22 protein-coding genes are annotated in these 20,925 nt (G+C 67.2%); 7 read left to right on the top strand and 15 right to left on the bottom strand.

Features of this window, described 5'->3' with window-relative positions:
• Positions 1-13: 13 nt before the first annotated feature.
• A complete protein-coding gene (locus tag ACIQVL_RS47265) occupies positions 14-1,045 on the bottom strand; it encodes a hypothetical protein (RefSeq protein ID WP_403478684.1) in 1,032 nt (343 codons plus the stop codon).
• Positions 1,046-1,221: 176 nt separating this feature from the next.
• Here ACIQVL_RS47265 and ACIQVL_RS47260 point away from each other — a divergent pair, with 176 nt between their 5' ends.
• The 4 genes from ACIQVL_RS47260 to ACIQVL_RS47245 all read left to right on the top strand — a co-directional run bounded on the left by ACIQVL_RS47260 (position 1,222) and on the right by ACIQVL_RS47245 (position 4,452).
• Complete coding sequence (locus tag ACIQVL_RS47260; RefSeq protein WP_360511445.1) at positions 1,222-1,485, top strand: helix-turn-helix transcriptional regulator; 264 nt, start codon at positions 1,222-1,224, stop codon at positions 1,483-1,485.
• 176 nt (positions 1,486-1,661) lie between these two features.
• Positions 1,662-2,531: a DUF6083 domain-containing protein gene (locus ACIQVL_RS47255; RefSeq protein WP_403478683.1), complete on the top strand. Its 870-nt coding sequence runs from the start codon at positions 1,662-1,664 to the stop codon at positions 2,529-2,531.
• Positions 2,531-3,007: a hypothetical protein gene (locus tag ACIQVL_RS47250; protein WP_403478682.1), complete on the top strand. Its 477-nt coding sequence runs from the start codon at positions 2,531-2,533 to the stop codon at positions 3,005-3,007. Before ACIQVL_RS47255 ends, ACIQVL_RS47250 begins: the two co-directional genes overlap by 1 nt.
• Positions 3,004-4,452, top strand: coding sequence for a UvrD-helicase domain-containing protein (locus ACIQVL_RS47245; RefSeq protein ID WP_403478681.1), 1,449 nt, complete (start codon positions 3,004-3,006; stop codon positions 4,450-4,452). Before ACIQVL_RS47250 ends, ACIQVL_RS47245 begins: the two co-directional genes overlap by 4 nt.
• 153 nt (positions 4,453-4,605) lie before the next feature.
• Here ACIQVL_RS47245 and ACIQVL_RS47240 read toward each other — a convergent pair whose 3' ends face one another.
• From ACIQVL_RS47240 to ACIQVL_RS47225, 4 genes are all read right to left on the bottom strand, one after another.
• On the bottom strand, positions 4,606-5,790 hold the full coding sequence (locus ACIQVL_RS47240) for an amidohydrolase family protein (protein WP_403478680.1): 1,185 nt from the start codon (positions 5,788-5,790) through the stop codon (positions 4,606-4,608).
• Positions 5,787-6,926, bottom strand: a complete 1,140-nt coding sequence (locus ACIQVL_RS47235; protein ID WP_403478712.1) for an MAB_1171c family putative transporter — start codon at positions 6,924-6,926, stop codon at positions 5,787-5,789. Before ACIQVL_RS47235 ends, ACIQVL_RS47240 begins: the two co-directional genes overlap by 4 nt.
• Positions 6,927-7,336: 410 nt before the next feature.
• Positions 7,337-7,849: an ImmA/IrrE family metallo-endopeptidase gene (locus tag ACIQVL_RS47230; protein WP_403478679.1), complete on the bottom strand. Its 513-nt coding sequence runs from the start codon at positions 7,847-7,849 to the stop codon at positions 7,337-7,339.
• A gap of 245 nt (positions 7,850-8,094) precedes the next feature.
• Positions 8,095-8,631, bottom strand: a complete 537-nt coding sequence (locus ACIQVL_RS47225) for a helix-turn-helix domain-containing protein (RefSeq protein ID WP_403478678.1) — start codon at positions 8,629-8,631, stop codon at positions 8,095-8,097.
• A 620-nt stretch (positions 8,632-9,251) separates the two neighbouring features.
• Here ACIQVL_RS47225 and ACIQVL_RS47220 point away from each other — a divergent pair.
• Positions 9,252-10,094, top strand: a complete 843-nt coding sequence (locus ACIQVL_RS47220) for a hypothetical protein (RefSeq protein ID WP_403478677.1) — start codon at positions 9,252-9,254, stop codon at positions 10,092-10,094.
• 8 nt (positions 10,095-10,102) lie between these two features.
• Here ACIQVL_RS47220 and ACIQVL_RS47215 read toward each other — a convergent pair whose 3' ends face one another.
• The 7 genes from ACIQVL_RS47215 to ACIQVL_RS47185 form a co-directional block, all read right to left on the bottom strand.
• Positions 10,103-11,497 (bottom strand): aldehyde dehydrogenase family protein, encoded by a 1,395-nt coding sequence (locus tag ACIQVL_RS47215; RefSeq protein ID WP_403478676.1) that lies wholly within the window; start codon positions 11,495-11,497, stop codon positions 10,103-10,105.
• Complete coding sequence (locus tag ACIQVL_RS47210; protein WP_403478675.1) at positions 11,497-12,597, bottom strand: phenazine antibiotic biosynthesis protein; 1,101 nt, start codon at positions 12,595-12,597, stop codon at positions 11,497-11,499. Before ACIQVL_RS47210 ends, ACIQVL_RS47215 begins: the two co-directional genes overlap by 1 nt.
• Before the next feature lies 1 nt (position 12,598).
• A complete protein-coding gene (locus tag ACIQVL_RS47205; protein ID WP_403478674.1) occupies positions 12,599-13,699 on the bottom strand; it encodes a LysR family transcriptional regulator in 1,101 nt (366 codons plus the stop codon).
• A gap of 51 nt (positions 13,700-13,750) precedes the next feature.
• Positions 13,751-14,392 carry a phenazine biosynthesis FMN-dependent oxidase PhzG gene (phzG, locus tag ACIQVL_RS47200; RefSeq protein WP_403478673.1) on the bottom strand — a complete coding sequence of 214 codons (642 nt, stop codon included), beginning with the start codon at positions 14,390-14,392 and terminating at the stop codon, positions 13,751-13,753.
• A 68-nt stretch (positions 14,393-14,460) separates the two neighbouring features.
• On the bottom strand, positions 14,461-15,270 hold the full coding sequence (locus ACIQVL_RS47195) for a PhzF family phenazine biosynthesis protein (RefSeq protein ID WP_403478672.1): 810 nt from the start codon (positions 15,268-15,270) through the stop codon (positions 14,461-14,463).
• 14 nt (positions 15,271-15,284) lie between these two features.
• On the bottom strand, positions 15,285-15,620 hold the full coding sequence (locus tag ACIQVL_RS47190) for a hypothetical protein (RefSeq protein ID WP_403478671.1): 336 nt from the start codon (positions 15,618-15,620) through the stop codon (positions 15,285-15,287).
• The gene (locus ACIQVL_RS47185) at positions 15,617-17,305 is read right to left on the bottom strand and encodes an anthranilate synthase family protein (protein ID WP_403478670.1); all 1,689 of its coding nucleotides are present in this window, start codon (positions 17,303-17,305) and stop codon (positions 15,617-15,619) included. Before ACIQVL_RS47185 ends, ACIQVL_RS47190 begins: the two co-directional genes overlap by 4 nt.
• A gap of 15 nt (positions 17,306-17,320) precedes the next feature.
• Between ACIQVL_RS47185 and ACIQVL_RS47180 the strand changes: the two genes are divergently transcribed.
• On the top strand, positions 17,321-17,500 hold the full coding sequence (locus ACIQVL_RS47180) for a hypothetical protein (protein WP_403478669.1): 180 nt from the start codon (positions 17,321-17,323) through the stop codon (positions 17,498-17,500).
• Between the two features lie 11 nt (positions 17,501-17,511).
• Here ACIQVL_RS47180 and ACIQVL_RS47175 read toward each other — a convergent pair whose 3' ends face one another.
• From ACIQVL_RS47175 to ACIQVL_RS47165, 3 genes are read right to left on the bottom strand one after another with little or no spacing between them, the layout of a single operon-like run.
• Positions 17,512-18,135 carry an isochorismatase family protein gene (locus ACIQVL_RS47175; protein ID WP_403478668.1) on the bottom strand — a complete coding sequence of 208 codons (624 nt, stop codon included), beginning with the start codon at positions 18,133-18,135 and terminating at the stop codon, positions 17,512-17,514.
• Positions 18,136-18,173: 38 nt separating this feature from the next.
• On the bottom strand, positions 18,174-19,337 hold the full coding sequence (locus ACIQVL_RS47170) for a 3-deoxy-7-phosphoheptulonate synthase (RefSeq protein WP_403478667.1): 1,164 nt from the start codon (positions 19,335-19,337) through the stop codon (positions 18,174-18,176).
• Positions 19,338-19,392: 55 nt separating this feature from the next.
• A complete protein-coding gene (locus ACIQVL_RS47165) occupies positions 19,393-19,881 on the bottom strand; it encodes a PhzA/PhzB family protein (RefSeq protein WP_403478666.1) in 489 nt (162 codons plus the stop codon).
• A 396-nt stretch (positions 19,882-20,277) separates the two neighbouring features.
• Here ACIQVL_RS47165 and ACIQVL_RS47160 point away from each other — a divergent pair, with 396 nt between their 5' ends.
• The gene (locus ACIQVL_RS47160) at positions 20,278-20,919 is read left to right on the top strand and encodes a cysteine hydrolase family protein (RefSeq protein WP_403478665.1); all 642 of its coding nucleotides are present in this window, start codon (positions 20,278-20,280) and stop codon (positions 20,917-20,919) included.
• Positions 20,920-20,925: the final 6 nt, after the last annotated feature.

The following is a 20,925-nucleotide window of genomic DNA, read 5'->3' as shown; positions in this document are numbered from 1 at the left end:
AACAAATGGCTGGTCATGTGTGCCGCGGCGCGGCTCCGACCGTCGTCTGGGACGTGATGAGTTCCCAGAGGACATCCTCGGTGTCCCGGTGTTGACGCCATGCCGTCAACACCCGTAGAGCGACTAGCCGGTCGAGCAGCTCGGCGATCTGCTGCCGAGAGTGGCCGCTGAGACGGGAGAGCACCTCCATGTCGACGGTGTGCGGGGCAGGGCCGGTGATGTGCGTGGCGAGGATCAGAGCGATCAACCGCAGCGCAGGCGGTGAGGCCGTGGGCAGGTGTAACGGCGTAGGCCGAAGCGCCCACTGGGCGGCGCGGCAGCGCGCACGTCTGCCGGGCACTTGGTCCAGGACGGTGGCGTCGAGCAGTTCTACCTCCACCTGTGTGGACCTGAGGTCGGGGCATCGCAGCCAGGCTCCGTGGGCGAGTTCCTCCCAGACTTCCCTGCGTCCGCGCAGGCGCATGCCGCGCAGCAGGCCCGCAGGCAGGCGGGTGTGACCGCGGGCATCGGCGCGCAGCGTGCACTGGACGGCGAGGAGGCGGGCCGCGGGGGAGGTGAACTGGGGCAGTGCGGCGGCGAGGTAGGTGAGCGTCTCCCGCGCTCGCAGGTGTTCCTCGGCTCCGAGCCGGTGTGGGCCACGTGCGGGTACCGACGGGGCGGGGGAGTGGGGGCTGCCGAGCTGCGTGTCGGGGACGACGGCGGTGTGGCTGGTCGCAGCCGCGCAGGCCGCGCAGGCGTCGGCCAGCCGCCAGGCGCGGCCGCCGCGGCCCTGGGTGAGGGCGAGCAGGACCGGGCCGGCGCAGCCGCGGTGGCGCGGATGCCAGCGGCAGCCCTGGGCCCGGCACTGGCAGGTGCGCAGGTGCCCGGGCAGCGCGTCGGCGCGTGCGTGGCAGGCCAGATGGGCCAGGGCGGCGGACCGCGCGGAGGCGGCCTCGCATGCGGGCGTGCGGGCGGTGCACTGGGCGCAGACCAAGTTGGGCCCGCCTGCCCGCGGATGCAGTTCCACCGTCCAGATGCGCCGCACCGCGGCACCGCCGAGCCTCATCGGCCGACCGTCCTCCTGTCTGTCCGTGCCATAGGGGCGGAACGCCTGCGGTCAGGCGTTCCGGACGGACGCACGGTAGTGCAGATCCCTGCACCAGGGTCGCGCGATCCTCCCCCGGGAAGAAAGTGCAGAAACCCGCACTGACGGGGCAGAGGTCTGCACCGTCGGATGGTGGGGTGACGATCATCCCGCCCGATCCCAACCTGAATGCGCTGCGCGTCGAGCTTGTGCGGCTGCGGGGCGAGCGCGGATGGACCTACGACGAACTCGCCGAACGCAGCAACCTCGCCCGGCGCACTCTCATCGACCTCGAACACGGCCGCAGCACCGGGAACATCACCACTTGGCACGCGCTGGCCCACGCCTTCGACGTCCCCATCGAACGCTTCCTCACCGCCCTGTGCGAGGGACATCCCGTCCCGGGCACGCCTCAGCCCTGACCCGGCCGCACCGCCACCCCACTCACCGGACGCGGAAAGAATCACCCGCCCGGGCGGGACGGCATCGAACGACTGATCCATGCTTCGGGCGGGCGTTCCCATGGGTGGGGCTGATCGTGTGACATCACCGAAAGCCGCAACCGGCGCTCGGCGCGTCACCTGGCACGGTCACCGCCATGCGCCCCCACCCCCTGCCCACGGACCGCCACTGGGACGGCAGCCCCCGCCACGTTGCCCGCCGCCGCGGTCTGCAGATTGCCCCGACCAGCCCCAGCCGCCTCCTGCGCGCCCCGCAGACCGGCCGCTGCCGTCACTGCGGCAACCGCATCGACTGGTACCCCCGCCACGACGACCGCCCCATCGCCCTGCACCCTACGGACGTCGCGGTCGTCGGCACCCCGGCGTCCTGCCGCTGGCACATCGGCGGCGGCATCGCCCACCCCCACGACGACGGCAGCGCCTGGTGCCGCATCCCCCACGCCGTCCTCTGCCCCCAGCAGCCTTTGCGTTCCCACCCCGGCCATACCCGGCTCACCGGGCTGCGCCGCGAGCTCGCCGTGCACTCCCGCCGCCTCATCGACACCGGCGCCTTCACACCCCAGCCCTGCCCCCAGGCCCCTGCAGTTGTGCCAACCGGCGAGGCCGGACAGCCCATCCGTCCCGTCGTCCGGATCCTCCTCGTCCCCTACCTCGGCCACAGCCCCCTGGAAGACATCCGCTGCGTCGCCCAGACCCGCCAACGACGTCGCTGCACCCACCCCGTCCTCGCCCCCGGCCACCCGGCAGGCCGCTGGAGACTCCTACCCGCAGGCCCCCACCACGGCCAGCTCACCCTCCCCGACACCACGATGGCCGTCTACGACCTCACCCACCTGCCCTACACCCACCAACTGCGCTGGCGCGCCCAGCACTGCCCCACCCACGCCACCGGAACCGCCCCCGATCTCACCCTCGCTGACTGGCAGGTCTTCGATCCCCTCCTGCACGCGGCACACATCCACGCCCGCCTGCCGCACACCCCGGCAGACCTCCGGAGAGAACGGTGATGATCCACCACGCCCTGGAAATCGTGCTGACACGACCCCTGACGGCGGCCGAGCTGCGCCGCGCCGCCCACAACTGGCCGCTCGCAGCCAACCACGACACCCGCCGCCTCATGGCCGTGGCAGGCGGCAAAACCCCCGAACGGGCCGCCCACCGCCTACGCCAGCGACTCACCGGCCGGCTGCCCATCGACGTGATCACCAGCCACTACCCGGACGCCCACGGCCGCGTCCTGCTCAACGTTGACTTCCCGCCCGACGCCCATACCACCCTGCAACAGACCGCCCGTCACGCAGGCCTGACCCCTGAACGCTTCGTACGAGAGGCCCTCCACCGCGCCCTGGCCGAGCACGCCGACCGGGAAGCCGACCGACTCGACCACGCCGTACGCCAACTCCTCGCCAATACCACCCCCGCGCACCTGCTGTCCGCCGTCGGGCACGCCCTCACCCGCCCCGAAATTGGACCCACCCCATGAACCCCACCGACGAACAGACCGCAGCCGCCGACGCCTTCCACGCCGGCAACCACTTGGCGCTGCAGGCCGGCGCCGGCACCGGCAAGACCACCACCCTCACCCTCCTCGCCCGCACCACCACACGCCGCGGCCGCTACTTCGCCTACAACAGGGCCATCGCCCGCGACGCCATCGCCCGCTTCCCCGGCAACGTCCAGTGCAAGACCACCCACGCCCTCGCCTACGCAGCCCTCGGCCACCGCTACCGCAGCCGCCTCAACGCACCCCGCCGCCCCGCCTGGCAGACCGGACAAGCCCTCGGCATCACCAAATCCGTCCGCATCGACGAACGCGACATCTCCCAACGCGCCCTGTCCAACACCGTCCTGCGCACCGTCACCCGCTTCTGCCACACCGCCGACGAGAAGATCACCCACCACCACGTCCCGAAACTACGCGGCCTCGACGACACCGACCTGCACCGCGAACTCGCCACCCACATCGTGCCTTTCGCCCGCAAAGCCTGGGACGACCTGCAACACCGCGACGACGGCTGCGTCCGCTTCGACCACGACCACTACCTGAAAATGTGGGCCCTCACCCGGCCGGTCCTGCCCGCCGACTTCCTGCTCCTGGACGAAGCCCAGGACACCAACCCCGTCGTCGAACAGATCTTCCTCAACCAACGCAGCCACGCCCAACTCGTCATGGTCGGCGACTCCGCCCAGGCCATCTACCACTGGCGCGGCGCCAAAGACGTCATGACCGGCTTCGACGGCACCCGCCTCACCCTCTCCCAGTCTTTCCGCTTCGGACCCCACCTCGCCGAAGAAGCCAACCACTGGCTCACCCTTGCCGACGCACCCCTGCGCCTGCGCGGCACCGACACCCTCCACACCGAACTCGGTCACCTCACCCAACCCGACGCCGTGCTCTGCCGCACCAACGTCGGCGCCATGGCCCAAGTCATGGAACTGATGACAGCTGGACACCGCGTCGCCCTCGTCGGAGGAGGCGACAGCCTGAGCGCCCTCGCTCACGCCGCCCGCGACCTCAAAGAAGGACGCCGCACCCACCACCCCGAACTGATCCTGTTCCCCTCCTGGGGCGAATTGCAGGACTATGCCGCCCACGACCCGGCCGGACGCGACCTGCAGCCTCTCGTCGGCCTCGTCGACACCCACGGCACTGACGCCATCCTGGCCGCCGTCGCCCAACTCGTCGACGAACAGCACGCCCAGACCACCGTCTCCACCGCCCACAAAGCCAAAGGACGTGAATGGCCCCGCGTGAAAATCGCCGACGACTTCACCCCACCCAGCCACAACGACCAGCCAGAGACTGCGTCGGCACCTACACTCCAGCCAATCAGCGACAGCGAGGCCCGCCTCGCCTACGTAGCCGTCACCCGCACCCGCCGACGCCTCGACATTGGCGGACTGGCATGGGCACACAACAAGGAGTGAGACTAACCGCCCCATCCTGAACCGGACCCCGGAATAAGCCCTGAACCTTGCTGGTTAGCGCCGCAGGTTCCACGATGAGGCGACGGAGGGTGTCACAACACGACGCCACCTTGTGCTGGGCACGGGGCCCGTCGCATGGTCAACCGCCGCCCTTCAATTCTTGACAGGGCGGCCCGCCGCGAACACGTGCTTGATCCGCCGGAGGGCGTCCAACTCGGTCAAGGGGTTGCCGTCGACGACGATGACGTCGGCGCGCATGCCCTTGGCGAGGACACCCGTGTCGGTCAGGTCTAGGGCATGGGCGGGATTGACGGTGGCCATGTCGAGGATCTCGGTGTGGTCGAAACCAAGCGAGGAGAAGAATTCGAGCATGCCGACGTAGTCGCCGAACTGCGCTCCCGGTACGCCCGCGTCGGTGCCGGCGATGAAGCGAACACCTGCCTTCCGCATTTCTTGGATGACTTCAACCATTGCCTTTGCACGTTCAGGCCCCATTTGATCGAGGAACAACTGCCAGTCCCCGGAGACACAGCGGCAGACAGCTATGTCGCTTTCGACGATGCGACGGCTGATCTCGGGGTCGTAGACGATGCCCTCCGGAGTACGCCAGGAGCAGTGTTCGAGGGTTCGGACGCCGGCGGCCACGCAATGTGCAATGGTCTCGGTTCCATGCGCGTGTGCGGCCACCCCGAGCCCATGGCGTTCGGCCTCCTCGACGATCAGGTGCAGTTGGTCGGGGGTGAACTGCGCCTCCCACATGCGGGGTCCGCTCGGGGTGAGCGCGCCGCCTGAGGCCATCACCTTGATCAGGTCGGCTCCGGCCGCGGCGTTGCGGGCTACCTGTGTCCGGATATCGTCATCCGACGTGACTTCACCGCCGAGAAAGCCGCAATGACCGCCGTGTGAGGTCAGCGGTGCAGTCGCGGCAACAATACGCGGCCCGATCACCGCACCGGATTCGATGGATGCGCGCAACGCCACGGTCAGTGCGTCACGGTCGCCGAGGTCTCGTACGGTCGTCACGCCGGCGGTCAGTAACTGTGCGGCGTGCTCGGCCATAGCGGTAGCCAACTCGTCCTGTTTGGCCGTGGTTACTGCGCCGACCGGGTCCGGACCTGCGTCGAAGGCGAGGTGGACATGGCAGTCGATCATTCCGGGCATGGCTGTAGTCCCGGGGCATCGGAGCCGTGGCACCTCTGCGTCGACCGATGCGTCCAACTCGGCAGCGGCACCCACTGCGGCGACAGTGCCGGAATCGATGAGCACGGCTCCGTCAGCGATCACCTGATCTGCGGGTCCGACGATGATACGGTCCGCGGTGATCAGTACCTTGTTCACGATTTCCTCTCGCGTAGGGCATGGGATACAGCGATGAGCTCACGAGCGTCGGCGTCGAGACTGTTACTGGTGGGCGACGCGATGCGAGCGGGGGGACGATCAGTGTCGGGGGAAAGCGGCCCTGCGTTCAGCTGTAGTGCCTTGGCGATGTGCCCTGCGAGTCGTTCTGCCGGGCCACGGGCGAGGTCAGCATCGGGTGCGACACGTATCAGATAGGGACTCAGCCTCATCAGCCCGTCCCGGCACTCGATGAGCCGACGATAGAACTGCTGCTCGTAGCTACGGCGTACTCGGAGTCGATGGCATTTGGAACCGGCGGGTGACCGGACCAGGACGATCTCCGGGTAGGCGGTTACCAGGGCTGTCCACAAGGGGGTGAGCTCGTGATACATGCGGCGGTGGCGCACGGCGGAGCGCATGCGGGTGATCAGATGGACGCCAGCCGAGTAGCACAGTCCGAAGAGAACGATACCCATAGCCCAGTCGGAGATCGACCAGTTCACCGTGTTGAACGTTTCATGGGACCCGGGTTCGCGGATACGTAGAACTACCAGGATTATTCTGTTCACAGAAGTGACTGTCAGTCCGAGAAGTCCCAGAGCCATAGCCTGCAGGCCGAGTCCGAGATGCCTGGAAACCTTCCGCGTGAATCGCAGGGCCCATAGTCCGGAAGTCGGGTACGCGTAGACGAAATAGGCATTTCCGACAAGATAGAAGGAGGCGATGGACGGCTCCGCCATGTCTGGGGTGCTCAATGAATGGCCGCGCATCGCCGGAGGTGTAGCGATCATGGTGATGGTCAGAGCGGCCAGGATGCCGGCGAGGATACCGGCATTGATGCGCTGATACCTACGATATCCGGCATCTTCCCCACGGGCGCAGGACGCGAAGAACAGGATGAGTGTGAACAGGCCGGACATATAGATTCCGTTGAAAACGACCTTGCCGAGGCCGACTGCTGTGGCCGCATCGATCGCACTGTCCGCTTCGGGGAAGCTGAGTATTTCACCGGCCATCAGCATGAGCAGGCAGGCGACAAGGAGGCGTAACACCTGGTCGTGCGGGGTGCGTGCCAGGTCGAGGCCCTTCCATAGCACCCCGATGCCCAACAAGATGATCAGAGGAACTTGGAACATCACACCCACCCTCGATGGGTATGCCAAATCAAGCGCCCGAGCGCGAGATCTAGGATCTCACGAGTGCTGGGGAGGCGTAATCGCGGCCCGCTCTCTGCCGCCTGCGTGATTGGCGTCATTGGTTTTTCTTTCTTTCGGGAAATCGTAGAGGTAAGTGCGATGAGAGTCGCATGAGATTAGAAAGGGGGTGGTTATCGTCGTGAAAAGGACGCGTTCTTGGATTGATGCTGGAGGAGGCACCTAAGGTGTTGGCCGGAGGATTTTCTGTGATGCCTACAGGGCTTGCTGATGGGGGAATGTGCGTACAGTGAGAGGTGAGTGTAAAAAATCCATCCGAAGGAGAGGGTGTGGGCTGCCGGATCTTCTGCATGTAGGGAAAAATCGGGCCAGGGCGGCGGTTTATCGCACGCTCAAATCCATTCTTGCAGGCCGCCGAGAGCTGTTCCCAGGCGATGCGCCGGGCTGTCCTCAGGGTGTCTATTTCGGCCGTCAAAGGCCCAGATTAGCTCCATGATGGTCGCGGCGACCAACTCCGCTTCGCACTCCTCGCTTTCCTCGTAGACAGTTCGCTGGAGCGCATTGCGTACGGCAGCGGCTGACAGGTGAGGCATCATCCCCTCAAAGAGCTCTCCGTCCAACTTGCTGCCGTGATGTTCTGCAAGGATGTGTCCCAGCTCATGTGCGATTATGTGATTCTGGTGGGTTGTGCTGGTTTCCTGCTGGTAAAAGATGTAGTCGGTCTCGCCGGTGGCAACCCATAAACCGGAGGGGCCGAGAGTGGGGAATCGATGAGCGAACAAGCGGATAGAGCGGCCGCGGTGATCCCCGATGAGCCTGCAAAGACTCACTACCTCCAGAGGGGGGCGAGCCCCGAGAGTCCGAAGTTCCCGCTTGCACCATCTGCGTAACTGCCGTTCGTTCACCGCGCTCACCTCCTTGCGTGCCTATGACATCGAACAATGAGATACGTGAGTAGACCAGGGGTGTTTAGGTCATGATCGGCGTTGAGGCTGTCCGGCATGCGGACTCTCGTGGCTTCGGGCGTCTTCGATGTGCCGCCTGCTGCCAGACCGAAGAGTGCGCCTTCGGGGTCTGAGAGACAGAAGGAGCCCGTCCCGGGTTCACGCCTGTAGCACGGACGCCTGCCTGGCGGCGCGCGGCACATGAGTCATGTGAGGTGTGGTCTTCGCGCGCTGGCCTCTGCCTCGTCTGTCCAGGGCTCCGGTGATGCCGGTCGAGATTCCTTGGGCGATGCAGCCCTTTGCTCGGGGGGGCTGTCCGTTGGGTCCGTGGGCAGCCCTTCAAGTTCGCGCACCCGCTCGATGACTTCACCGATCGACTTAAGGCTCTTGGCCGAGAGTCCGGCAGTGCGTAGGGCGATCTGCTGCACTTGCGCGTTGCGCAGGGCGGTGAGCAGGGACAACTCGGCGTTCACCATCTCGGTGACCTGATCGTCGAAGAAGTACGCCGGAGGCACGCCGAAGAACTTGGCGAGGCCCTCCAGGTGCCGGAGGGTCGGATTGTCACGCTGCCCTCTGCGCAGGAGCCAGATGTAGCTTCCCGAGATCGGAACTCCGGTAGCCGTGATGGCGCGCGCCACCTCTTCGACGCTGTAGGGGGCGCCGCCGGCCGCCTTCATCTTGTCGAACAGGTGATTGAGCTTGTGGCCCAGGTTGTTGCTGGGGTCGTGCTCGCGGTCGGTCATGGGTGGCCTCCCTTACTGGAGGCATACCTTACGTCACACCGGTGTGCTATGTGATCGATCGTCAGATCCAACACTAGTTGACCGAGTGAAGAAGGGAGGCTAGCGTTGGCCGGAAGTTTGACTGGTATGTGCTCGGTTGGGTCGGCCGTCCAACGACAGTAGGTCGAAGGTGACGGCCTGATGGGTTTGTCGAGCAATCGGTGAAGGCACGGAGGGGTCGTGAAGTCTGATCCGGCAGCATGGCTGACGCCCGCGGGATCTGCGCTTCTGCTGCACTCGGCCGATTTCTGTGAATGCGCTGTGTTTCCCTCCCTGGATTCATAAATCTTGCGTTCGTGATTTCATGCGAAAGAGTGGAAATTTTCCCTGAAAGGGCACCTTGTTTCATGAAAGACACGGCAATCGGGAAGACGGACTCCAGTATACGAGAAAGCGCTAGGCCTGCGGGAAAGGTAAAACCCTGGGAGATCCTCCAGGATTCGTTACCCGTCGAACGTGTACCAATCGAAAAGCTCCTCCCCGCCGACTCGCCAAGGCTGTTCGGGGAGAGCGTCGAGCACACGCGGCTACTCTCACAGTCCGACGCTGATCTCCCTCCGATCCTCGTCCACCGCTCTACCATGCGGGTTATCGACGGGATGCATCGAATGCATGCGGCGGCACTCCGGGGAGAGAACGACATCGCCGTTCGTTTCCTCGACGGAAGCACATCCGATGTCTTCGTCGTTGCTGTTCAGATGAACACCAAGCACGGGCTGCCACTCACCAGAGCCGAGCGCAATTCGGCGGCAACGCGCATCATCCAATCGCATCCGAACTGGTCAGACCGCATGATCGCCGCGTTCGCAGGCCTTTCGCCAAAGACGGTAGGTGCCATTCGGCGCCGACTCGGTGACCATCTTCCGCAATCGTCCGTACGGATCGGGCACGATGGCCGGGTCAGGCCGGTTGACACTGTGCATGTGCGAGCCTCCGTCGAGGAGTTCATGAGGGCTGATCCCCAGGCGGCGCTGAGTCGGGTAGCCGAAGAACTAGGAGTCTCGCGCGCTACCGCCCGTGATGTGCGCAGGCGCATGGCCGAGAGCGCGGCGCGTCGGGAGTTGGAGACGGCGGCCCCCGACCAGCCCGGCCTGGAAACAGACAAGGCCGTCGGCCAGCCCGACCAATCCAAGGGCAGGACCACAGACAGCGCCAGGGGCAAAGAGCATGCACAGACGCCCGCGAACTTCGCGGCGGACTTGCTGCCTGCCCTGAGACGGGACCCCTCCATCCGCTTCACCGACCAGGGACGGCTGTTGCTGCGGCTGTTGGGGGCGGCGACTCTCGGCCCGGACGAATGGGAACAGCTCATCGAAGGCGTACCGGCCCACTGCGTCGGCATGGTGGCGAGCGTCGCGCGTGCATGCGGCGAGGCCTGGCTCAGCGTGGCCCAACGGATGGACGGGCGCTCTAGCCGGCCGTGAGCCGGGGCTCAGCCATCACGCACGACGGCTTTAGTCCGCATCAGGAAGTCCGCCAGATAACCGTCGTGCGGCAGCCCTGGGCGCATCCAGTGTGTCGCCACATCGCCGGTGTACAGGTTGGCGACGGTCGGCTCCGCTAGGAGCTGGTCGAGCAGATCGTCCCGGCGGGTGAGGGCAGTTAGCACCAAGCTGTCGCGCAGAGGGACCACGCCCTCTTCCGCCCGCCACGGCGCCACCCACACACAGGGGAACGGCAGCTCAGCACCGAGCTCAGGTGCCCCCGAGCTGTCCAGTTGGTGCACCGCGGGGCGCAGCACCGCACCGCCGTCGCTCAGTTCGTCCACCACCGTGTCGGCGCCGAGCCAGGGCCGGGCCCCGCCCGCGCGGCCGCGCAGATAATCGGCGATCGCCCGTGCGGTGCTCACTGGCTGCACAGGCAGCACCGCTCGCGGATGCTCCGGTGGCAGGCTCGGCAGCGCGGCGAGCCGCTCGGTCAACGCCTCGCACAGCGGCGCCGGATCGCCCTCGATCAGCACAGCCGTTGCGTTCACGCAGCCGACACCCGCTCGGCCGGCCACCGAGTCGACGATGGTGTCGAGGTGGTCGCGCCAGTCGACGTCGGCGGTGATCAGCACTTTGGAGCGGCCGGGCCCCTGTAGTAGGACGTGACGATCGTTGCCGTAGGCGCGCACCACATCGTCCCCGCCGTACACCAGGGCGAGATCAGCGCCGCGTACCAGAGCGCTGGCGCGCTCGTGGTCGGTGGGCAGAAACACCACGTCATCGCCGAAGCCCGCCCTGCGCAGTGCCGTGACAAGGCGGTGCGGAGTGAAGGGCTCACGGCGCGACGGGCGGACGGCGACCCGGTAGCCGAGGGCCAGCGCCTCGGGCCACAGACTGTGTGTTCCGGGATGATTGCCCGCTGAGTGGACAGCGAACACCTCCCCTTTGCGCGTCCACGCGGCCCTACCGGTGCGGGTCAGCGGATCACAGAGGTCGGACACTGCCCCCGCCGGACGGGCGAGCGCGAGAGTTTCCTGCACGGCACGTAGCCGGTCTGCCACCCGGCCGACGGCCTCGGTGACCTCACTGATCGGTACTCCTCCGGTCCGGGCGACCAGGTACCGATAGGTATCTGCAGTCAGTCCGTCCAGCTCGGCGGTGGCGAAGAGCCCGGCGGCGACGATAATCCTGCGCACGCGCTCGTCTACTGGCGCAGGGCGTGACCGGCGCAAAGCTGACAGCGAGCGGTTGACGAAAGGCGCGGGCACCAGGCTGAGTTCGGCGACCGCGGTGCCCGACACGTCGGTGACCTCCCGGCGGTTTCGGGCCCGGAAAGCCCCTTTGGGGCCGAGCGCGTCGAGTTGCCGAACGCCCACCAGGGGCACACCGGCCTCCGCCATCAGTACACCCCCTCGATCACGTCCTCGTCCTCGAACCGGGCCACGGGCGCGATGTCCGCAACCGAGTCCCCGATTCCGCCCTCGGGAGGCCGGACACGGGTGGCGAGATCACGTTCCAGGTTGTTGGGTAGGAAGAACGACCGGCTGATGTGCCGGGCCAGGACCTGGCCGCGTTCGCTGTATGCGACCGGCCGACGGGTCTGCGGATCCACGACCGAGAACGTAATGAACGGGCTCAACCCGTCGAAGACGCACGGGTCGTCCCCGCCAAGGCCCGGTCGCTCGGAGGCGAAGCCCACAACCATCGTGCCGCCGTAGTTGCCGGTGAACACCGTCTCCGGGAAGACCTCTGTGCGGTAGAAGTCCCGTGCATCGTGGTCCAGCTGGGTGCCGCCCCAGCGGATCGCCCGCACCTTCTCGCGTACCAGGTCCACCAGGTCGTCACGGCGCGTCAGCCGCTCAAGCAAGGGCGGGGTGATGGTCAGCACACCGATGTCCTGCGTCCGCAGTACATGCGCCGCCTGGTCGATCAGGTGCTCCGCGTACGCGTCGGCCTCGGCTTGCCGTCCCTCGGCAATGAGCCGCTTGACCCAGCGAGGGTCGAGGTCGACAGAGAAGCCGTACGCGCCGTGTGTCGCGGCCGAGCGGCGGAAGAACTCGCCCACGATGTGCGGGCCGCTGGGGACGATCCCCAGCCAGGCGGCGCCGCGCGGGAAACCGTGGGCGTCCAGCCGGTCGTTGCTCCAGTCCAGCAGGGAGCGCAGCCAGTCGCCGAGGAGCACGACGCGCTTGGGCGCACCAGTAGTGCCGCCACTTTCGAACACGCCCACCACGTCAGGTCGTTCACCGTAGCCGCGGGGAATCAGACGCTGCACAGGGACCGTGCGTAACTCAGCTGTCACGTCGGGAAAGCGCGTCAGATCGTCGAAGGAGGTGATGTCGGTACGGGGGTCGAAGTCCAGGGTCTTGGCCCGTTCCAGCCAGTATGGCGAACCAGTCTCCGGGCCGAAGTGCCACTCCAGGGCGGCATGAAGGAACTCCTCGGGGTCGGGCTTGACACCGGGAGGCGGGGCAAGGGACTTCCAGGTGACGGAGGACATGTCATTTCCCATCGGGGACCGTGGCGGACGTCGGGAGGAGAGAGCGACTCGAACAGTGGGGCGCCGGGGGAGAGGCCGGCGCCGGTACGGCGTCGGCGGAGGACGACGAGCCACACCGCGCTGGCAAGGGGTATTCGGGTGTCGGCCGTCCCGTTTGACTCGCCTGCCGTCTGGGCCCCGCAGGCCTGATGAAGGTTTCCGGGCTTTCCTGGTCCGCCGGTGTCGGCAGATTGGCACAGGCGTAGCTGACGAAGGCGCGGGCCGCCGGTCCCGTCGGTCCGTCGGCCCGCCAGGCGAGCGCCATACGGCCGTGCAGCTCAGGTGCATGGATCGGGAGGACGCGCAGCTCGCGCGGATACGCGGCGGCCACCGAGGCGGGAAGTACCACCGGGCCGAGCCCCAAGAAGGCGAGCCGGACGAGCATTCCGATGTCGCTCACCTCGAAGGCCATCCGAGGCTCGAACCCCGCCGACAGGCAGGCCCGGTCGAGACAGGTCCGGACACTGGTACCGGGCGGCAGACACGCAAAGGAACGATCCCGCAGCTCCTCCAGACCGATCCGGATCCGGCCGACCAGCGTGTCGTCCGGAGCAACGGCCACCACCAGCGGTTCGTCGGTGATGACATGCAACCGCAGCCCTTCCGGATCCGGCCCGGTCAGGGACACCAGAATCGCGTCCCACCGCCCATGCTGGACCCCCTCGAGCAACCGGTCCGCGTTCTCCTCCTCCAGCGCGATGCGCACCTCCTGATGACGGGCGTGGAAGCCGGCCATCAACCCCGGCACGTCCACCGACAGACAGGAGCGAACTACCCCGACCGAAACAAGCCCGCGCATCAGCCCGGTGAACTCGTCCACCACGAGCCGGGCCGCCTGTGCTCCCTCGAGCGCGGTCCGGGCATGGGCCAAGACCGCGGCGCCGACCTCCGTCAGCCGCACCGTGCGCCCCGTCCGGTCGAGTAACTCCTGACCGAGCTCCTGCTCCAGACGGCGCACCTGCGCGCTGACGCCGGGCTGTGTCACGTACAGCCGGGCTGCGGCCTTCGTGAAACTGCCTTCCTCCGCCACTGCGACGAAATACTCCAGTTGGCGTAACTCCACGGCCTTTCGTTTCCTTTCCCCGTCACTGCAGTCCCTTACCGGTCAGCCGTCTCAAGGCTGCAGTCGGCTGGTCCGCCAGCCGTCTGCCGACCGGTCGTAGCGCAGACGGCGATGCAGCCGATCGGGGCTGGCGGACCAGAACTCCACCGCCGCGATGGACAGCAGATAGCCGACGAACCTGGCGGGTCGGCGCAGCGGGACGCCCAGGGACTCCAGTGCTTCGGCGCGCTTGCGTAACGTCGTCACGTCATCGAGCTGGGCACTTTGTTCTGACGCCGTCGACATGGCGTGCAACGGTGTGGGCCGCGCTGCCCACAGGGCGTCGCAGACGTCCTCTGGCAGTGCGGTGACAGGCCCGGACAGCACAATCTGCTGACCAGTCTCGCGCCAGTACAGCACTCCTGACGCCCAGCCGGTGGCGGCTATCTCCCGGCCCTTCTGGCTAGTTGTGTGGCTGGTGAATTCGATTCCCTCGTCGGTGATGCGAGTTATGGCGACGATGCGATTTGAAGCCCGTCCTGCCAGGTCCGCAGTGGCCAGAGCGAGCGCTTTAGGCTCCCGCACACCGAGCCGCTCGGCCTCGGTGAGCCAATGCCGCACCAGTGGTATCGGCTCGTGCGGTGGCTCCTCGTACTCAGGGAAGGGGACATGGGTCCCGGCGGTCAGGGTTTCGAACTTGCTGCTGCCGGCCATCGCGGCTCCTCTGCTGTACAGATCGGGTGCTGGGCGGGGCGACGACAGAGCGCGGACGACGATCGAGTCTAGATCCGGAGGGTGCCGTCGGCCACGATCACGCCGTGCCCGCCAACCCGCACGGAGGAGACCCGTTCCCCGCTGCCCTCGGCCATCGCGTACATGAGCGAGGGGCGGCCCATCTCCACGCCTTGCTGGATCGTGACGTCCTTGCCATAAGGAACCAGAGCATGACGGGCCAAGTGGATGGCTATCGGGCCCGCGGCGGAACCGGTGGCCGCGTCCTCGACGACGCCGTAGGCGGGCGAGAACATCCGGCTGCGCCACGAAGTGCCGCTGCCCGCCAAGCAGTTGGCGGCCATGTCGGGGAACCGGGACAGAGCCCGGTGGTCCGGGCGGAGCGCGGACAACTCAGCCACGCTCTCCAGGCCGACCAGCAAATGGCGGGGGCCGTTGTGGTAGATCTCCACGGGAAGCGCGCAGGAGCGAACCCCGAGCGCGGCCAGGACTTCGTCCCTGTGGGCGTAGGGCTGCCACGTGGGCACCGGCTGACGCATGTCGGCGCGGACGCAGCCGCCTTCGTCGGTCAACTCGAAGGGGATGACCCCCATCGCGGTCTCGATCCTCAACCGCTCGCGGCCGAGCGCGATGGCCGTGCCGAGCAGCGGATGTCCCGCGAACGGCAGCTCGTTGACGGGCGTGAAGACACGCACACGGACATCGCCGTCAGCTTCAGCTGGGAGAACGAACGTCGACTCGGACAGGTTCATCTCCCGTGCGATCCGCTGCATCTGATCTGCCGAAAGGTCGGCACAGTCGAAGAAAACCGCCACGGGATTGCCACGCAGGGGTTCGGTGCTGAAGGCATCCACGACCATATAACGGTGCACTGTCACTTCCCTTCCGCGGACTGATCAGTGGTTTGGGGGACGGAGGGACCTCCCTCCGCCGCGGCTGCGACGGTGAAGCGCTCGCGTACGGCCGGAGGGCAGCCGATCAAGAGCGCTGCCTGGTTGGGCGGCAGGAGGCTCACGCCCGGCCGGTCGTCAGCCTCCCAGAGCATCACGGCCCCCCAGCGGTTGTGCTCGCGGTCGGCCAGCCAGTACTTCAGTCGCAGGCCGGGCACCTCGCGCCAGGCGTCGACGACATGCTCCGACAGGTGAGTGATGAGGGAGTCGATGGTCTGCCCGGTACCCTCCAGGTCCCACCAGCAGATGTCGATCCTCACCGGCTCGCCACCCCCCGTACCGCTGCTGCGAGGATCCGGGGGCCATTGACGGTGAGCACGGACTCCGCGTGGAACTGCATGGAGACGAAGTGCGGGCCGCGCAAGGCGTGCACCTCGCCGGTGTTCTCGTCCCTGCTCACCGCTACCGGGCCCACGCCGGGCACATCGCGCTTGCTGTCCTCGCTGAGGGCGGCGAACGAGTTGTAGAACCCGACCCGTTCCGCCGTACCGAACAGGTCGATCTGGTGTTGCACTCCCTGATGGGGCCGGGCCCTGCGGTGCAGCTGGAAGCCGAGCCGGGCACTGAGCAGTTGGTGACTCAGGCATACGGCTACAAGAGGCGCTCTGCGTTCCAGCAGAGCGTCCACCTCCGAGCGCAACTGGTTGATGCGCGGGTCGTCGGTGGCCGTCGGATCACCGGGGCCAGGGCCAAGCAGCACCACGTCGTACCCGGCATGGGCATGGAAATCGTCGTGACGCCGTACGTCGACCTCGGCGCCCAGTGAGCGCAGCTGGTGGCCCAACATGGCGGTGAAGTTGTCCTCGGCATCAACGACGAGCAGGGACAGCCCGGCCAGGTCAACACCTGGCGAGCGGCCGTCGACGGGCTCGGGCTCCTGGCCGAGCCAGAAGCCCGAAAGGCCCTCGTTGCGCTGGGTGAGTAGGGCACGGACCTCAGGGTGCGCGGCGAAGGCAGGGTTCTCGTCTGGGGCCTGGAGCGCTGCGAGCAGGCCGGCGGCCTTGGCCCGGGTCTCTGCGGCCTCGGTGGCCGGGGCAGAGTGGCGCACCACCGTGGCGCCCACCGGGATGCTCACCCGCCCGGTGGTGTCGAGATGGGCGGTCCGCAGCAGGATCGTCGAATCCAGGGTGCGTTGCCCAGCGGTGTTCCGCCCGATCAGTGCCGCGACGCCCGCGTAATAGCCGCGCCCTTCGGGTTCGTAGCGTGCGATGACCTGTGCCGCGCTCTGCAGCGGGCTGCCGGTGACAGTCGGGGCGAACAGCGTCTCGCGCAGAATCTCCCGCACATCCCGGTCACTGCGGCCCTCGATGAGATATTCGGTGTGGGCGAGGTGGGCCATCTCTTTCAGGTACGGGCCGGTGACTCGGCCGCCGCCCTTGCAGATGCGCCCCATCATCTTCAGTTCCTCATCGAGCACCATGTACAGCTCGTCGGTCTCCTTGCGGTCCGCAAGGAACTTTGTCACCCCTTGCAGCGTCGGTCCGGTCGCCGAGTAACGGTAGGTGCCGCTGATCGGGTTCATCACCGCCGTGGCGCCGTCGAAGGACACATGCCGTTCCGGACTCGCCCCGACCAGGGTGTGCCCGGCCGCGTGCACGAGGAATGTCCAGTAGACGCCGCGCTCGCGAAGCAGCAGCCTGCGGAACAAGGAGAGGGCGCTGAGCGGCGAGTAGCCGCCGATGTCCGCTGTGTACGTGCGTCGTAGCACGAAATTGGCGCCGGCTCCGCTGCCGATCTCGTCACGGATGACTTGGCCCACCTTGCGCGCGTACTCCTCGTCGTCGAGGTCGAAGCCGCCGCCGCTGAGTGGGGTCGGCACGTCGGGCAGCCGGTCAAGCAGCTCGGAGACGGGCAGCGCCGATTGTGCGGAGACGTTCAGCGCGACGAGCGGCACGCCGTCGTCCGGGGCCGCGAAACCGCGTTCGGCGAGCTGGCGGTAAGGCACCAGTACCACTGTGTCGTGGGCCGGGCCCGCCGGTTCGGCGGACCGGGCGTCGTCGAACGGTATCTCGGCCAGAGTCCTGGGCAGGGACACCTCGCCGGTCAGAACGTCGACGGTGTCCGCCCCCGGGTGCTGCCGTCGGTACAGCAGCGCGTACGCTTCCTCGGCGCCGGCCAGGATGCGGTCAAGCTGGTCTAGAGTGCGCGTGCTCATGCGAACACCTGCTCAGCGAGCAGTACACGGCCGGTGTTCTCGGCCGTGTACGACAGCGCCTGCCGGTGGTGCTCCTCGGTAAAGTCGCCGACCGCGTCGGCGACCAGGAACGGCTGGATGTCATGGGTGAAGGCGTCCAGCGCCGTGGCGGCGATCCCGACGTGCGCATAGACCCCGCACAGCAGGATCTGGTCTCGGCCCCATTCCTGCATCCGTTCCAGCAGGGGCGAGCGGAAGAAGGCGCTGTAGCGCCACTTGGTGAGCACCAGGTCACCTTGTGCCGGGGCGAGTTCGGCCGCCACCGCGCGGTCCTCCTGGTCGGCACGCATGCCCGGTCCCCAGAAGTCCCGCAGAAGTCCACGGTCGACGTCGCTCATCCGGCCCGGTTGCGCGGTGTATGCGACCGGTATCCCGAGTCGGGCACAGCGTTCCCGTAACTGGGCAGTGCGGTCCACGAGTTCAGTCCGCATCTGCTCGGGGAACGGTGCGAGGAAGTACTGCTGCATGTCGTGGATGAGCAACAGGGCACGGCGGGCGTCCGGCAGCCACGGGACAGCGGCGGGCGGCAGATCGTCCTTGGTGGGCAGCCGATACAGGGTGATGGACGGCAGTGCGGTCATCGGGGTCGCTCTTCCTTTCCACATCGTCGGCGAGACCGTCAGCGGTGCGCCGTCCAGGCCGCCACGACGCGATGTGCCTGGCTGGCGTTGAGCCTTGGATCACACAGGCTGGACTGCGGGGCGTCGAAGGCGTCGCGCAGGTCGTCGACGCATTCGCGGACGTCGTCGGGGGTCGTCTCAAGGTGCAGCCCACCGGCGGTGCCGCCTGCCGCCTGGACGGTCTCCCGGAACCCGGTGACCTCGCGCTCCACGGCACTGACCAGCCGCGTCTTGCGCCCGGCGGGACCGGTGACCGTGTTGCCGTGCAACGGATCGCACAGCCAGATCACCGGATGGCCGGCGGCGCGCACGGCCTGCACCAGACGTGTCAGCACTGTACGGACGGTGTCCGCGCCGAGACGGGCGATCAAGGTGAGCCGTCCGGGCACTCGGTCCGGGTCCAGACGTGTGCACAGTTCGATGAGGTCGTACGGTTCCGCGTCCGGGCCGACCTTACAGGCCACCGGATTGACTACCGACGACAGCAGCTCCACATGGGCCCCGTCCGGCTGCCGGGTGCGCTCTCCGATCCACGGCCAATGGGTGGAACCGAGATAGTGACGCCCGTCCGGCAGCTGGCGCAGCAAGGGGAGTTCGTAGTCGAGCAGCAGGGCCTCGTGGCTGGTCCACAGCCGCCGGTGCGGTTCCGGGCTGCCCCGGTCCAGCTCGGCCATGACGGCGGTGGCTGCCGTGTGGCAGGAGAGTATGCGCGACGGATCGGGGCGGCGCGCCTCGGGAGTCGGATCAGGACCGTTGACGAGGTGGCCGCGGTATACCGGCAGCGCCCGGTCCTCTACCACCTCGACGGTGCCCGAGCGGGGTTTGGCGAACTGGCCGCCGAGCCGCCCGACCCGGACGACGGGCTGGCCCGTGCCCTCAGCCATGGCACGGGCGAGAGCGTCGATGAGGGATGACTTTCGGCGCACATGGTGCGCGGTGCACTGCGCAGGATCTTCAGCGCAGTCGCCGGCCTGGACGATCTGTGCCCGGCCCTGGGCCACCTCCGCCAGCAGGTGGCGCAGGGCAGTGAGGTCCTCAGGGCGCACCAGTGCAGGGCGGCCGGCCAAGGCCTGCCGGACACGGCTGACCACGGCGAGGTCGGGCCATTCCGGCTGCTGGAGGGCCTTGGACCGCTGGACACGCGTGGCTGTGTTCTCGTTCACGCTGGAGTGTTCCTCCCGGAACGGGGCGCGCCGGTCCGCGCGCCGAGCGGATCCGTCAGGTGGGTATGCCGACGCGTTTGATTTCGGGGACCGGGATGCCCAGAGCGCGGAACTGCTCACAAGGGTTCATGAATTCACGCTGCAGCTTGATCTTCCCGTTCTCGAACTGGAACGAATGAATGAAGTGATTGGTGTAGAAGCCTTCCGGATATCCGGAATAGACAATTTTCCCGGCGCCGTCGCACTCCACCCAGAAACGGTCCGGGTCCTGGGTTTCGAATACCTCGATGTTGTACCAGCGCCAGTCGGGGAAGCAGCGCAGCGACCAGCGGGCATGCTCTGCCAGGCGGTCACGTCCCCGGATGGCGATCGGCTCGCCCTGGTCACTCGTCCACAGCCCGCCGACGCCGTCCTCGGCGAACAGCAGATGACGCCTGAGCCGGTCCTGGCCAGTGGTGTTCATGTACTGCTCGACGATGGCCCGGTTGCGTGCTCGCGCGTCGTCCGAGGCGGCGGTCTCCTGTGGGCGGATGGTTTCAGGCATACGGGTTCCCTTCGGCTCGTGCAGGTGGTTTCGGGCACGCTCGGCGAACACCCCAGCCGGAGGCGAGGCGGCGAGCAAGGAAGAAGAGAGAGGCGCACCAAGCGGTCGACATCCGAATCGGATGAGGGGTGAGCGTAGCCGGATTCGCTGTCACGGCGAGAGGCGGGCAAGGAGGGGCAACTGAGGAATTTCCTCAGTTGCCACCAGACGAGAATAGGAACCCCACGTTCCAGATTTCCCCTGGGTTGCCCCACGCTCTCCCCGCCACAGGCCAGCTGACGAGGGCACATAACCAACGCTTCTGCGTCGGATAGCAAGCTGCTGTTGGACCCCGCCCAGGGCCCGAACCACGATGAGGACCTAGCCAACAACAGAGGCCACGAGGAAACACGTCCTGTGTCTGAGCGCCCGAACCCCCGCACCAGCGCCCTGCTTACCATCGATGTCCAGAACGACTTCACCAGGTCCGAGTCGCCGCACGCCATCCCCGGCACTGACGAACTGATCCCCGTCATGGCCGACCTCGTCGCCGCCTATCGCTCCCGTGGGCTGCCCGTGATCCACGTAGTGCGGCTGTACGAGCCGGACGGCTCCAATGCTGAACTCTCCCGCCGGGCCGTTCTCGCCGCCGGTGCACGGATCGTGCTGCCCGGCACCGAGGGCAGCCAGCTGCGCGAAGAACTCGCGCCCGGTCCCGTCGAGCTGGACCACGCTGCGCTACTGGCGGGCAAGCTCCAGCCGGTCGGCGACGCCGAGTGGCTGATGTACAAACCCCGATGGGGTGCCTTCTACGAGACTCCGCTCGCTGACCACCTGCGGGCTCTGGACGTCGACACGGTCGCGGTGATCGGGGCCAACTTCCCCAACTGCCCGCGCACCACGATGTACGAGGCCAGCGAGCGGGACTTCCACGTGGTGGCCGTCTCCGACGCCATCTCCCGTTCCTACCCGCAGGGGATGGAGGAATGCGCCGGCATGGGCGCGCTCATCCTCACCGCGTCGGAGTTCACCGCGTGGCTGTCCGCCATGGAGCAGTGACCCCCA

Origin of the sequence: Streptomyces sp. NPDC090499 (assembly GCF_044769305.1) — a bacterium.
In the GTDB taxonomy this organism is placed as follows: domain Bacteria; phylum Actinomycetota; class Actinomycetes; order Streptomycetales; family Streptomycetaceae; genus Streptomyces.
The sequence above is the reverse complement of the archived record's forward strand: the minus strand, read 5'-3'. Positions and strand labels throughout refer to the sequence as shown.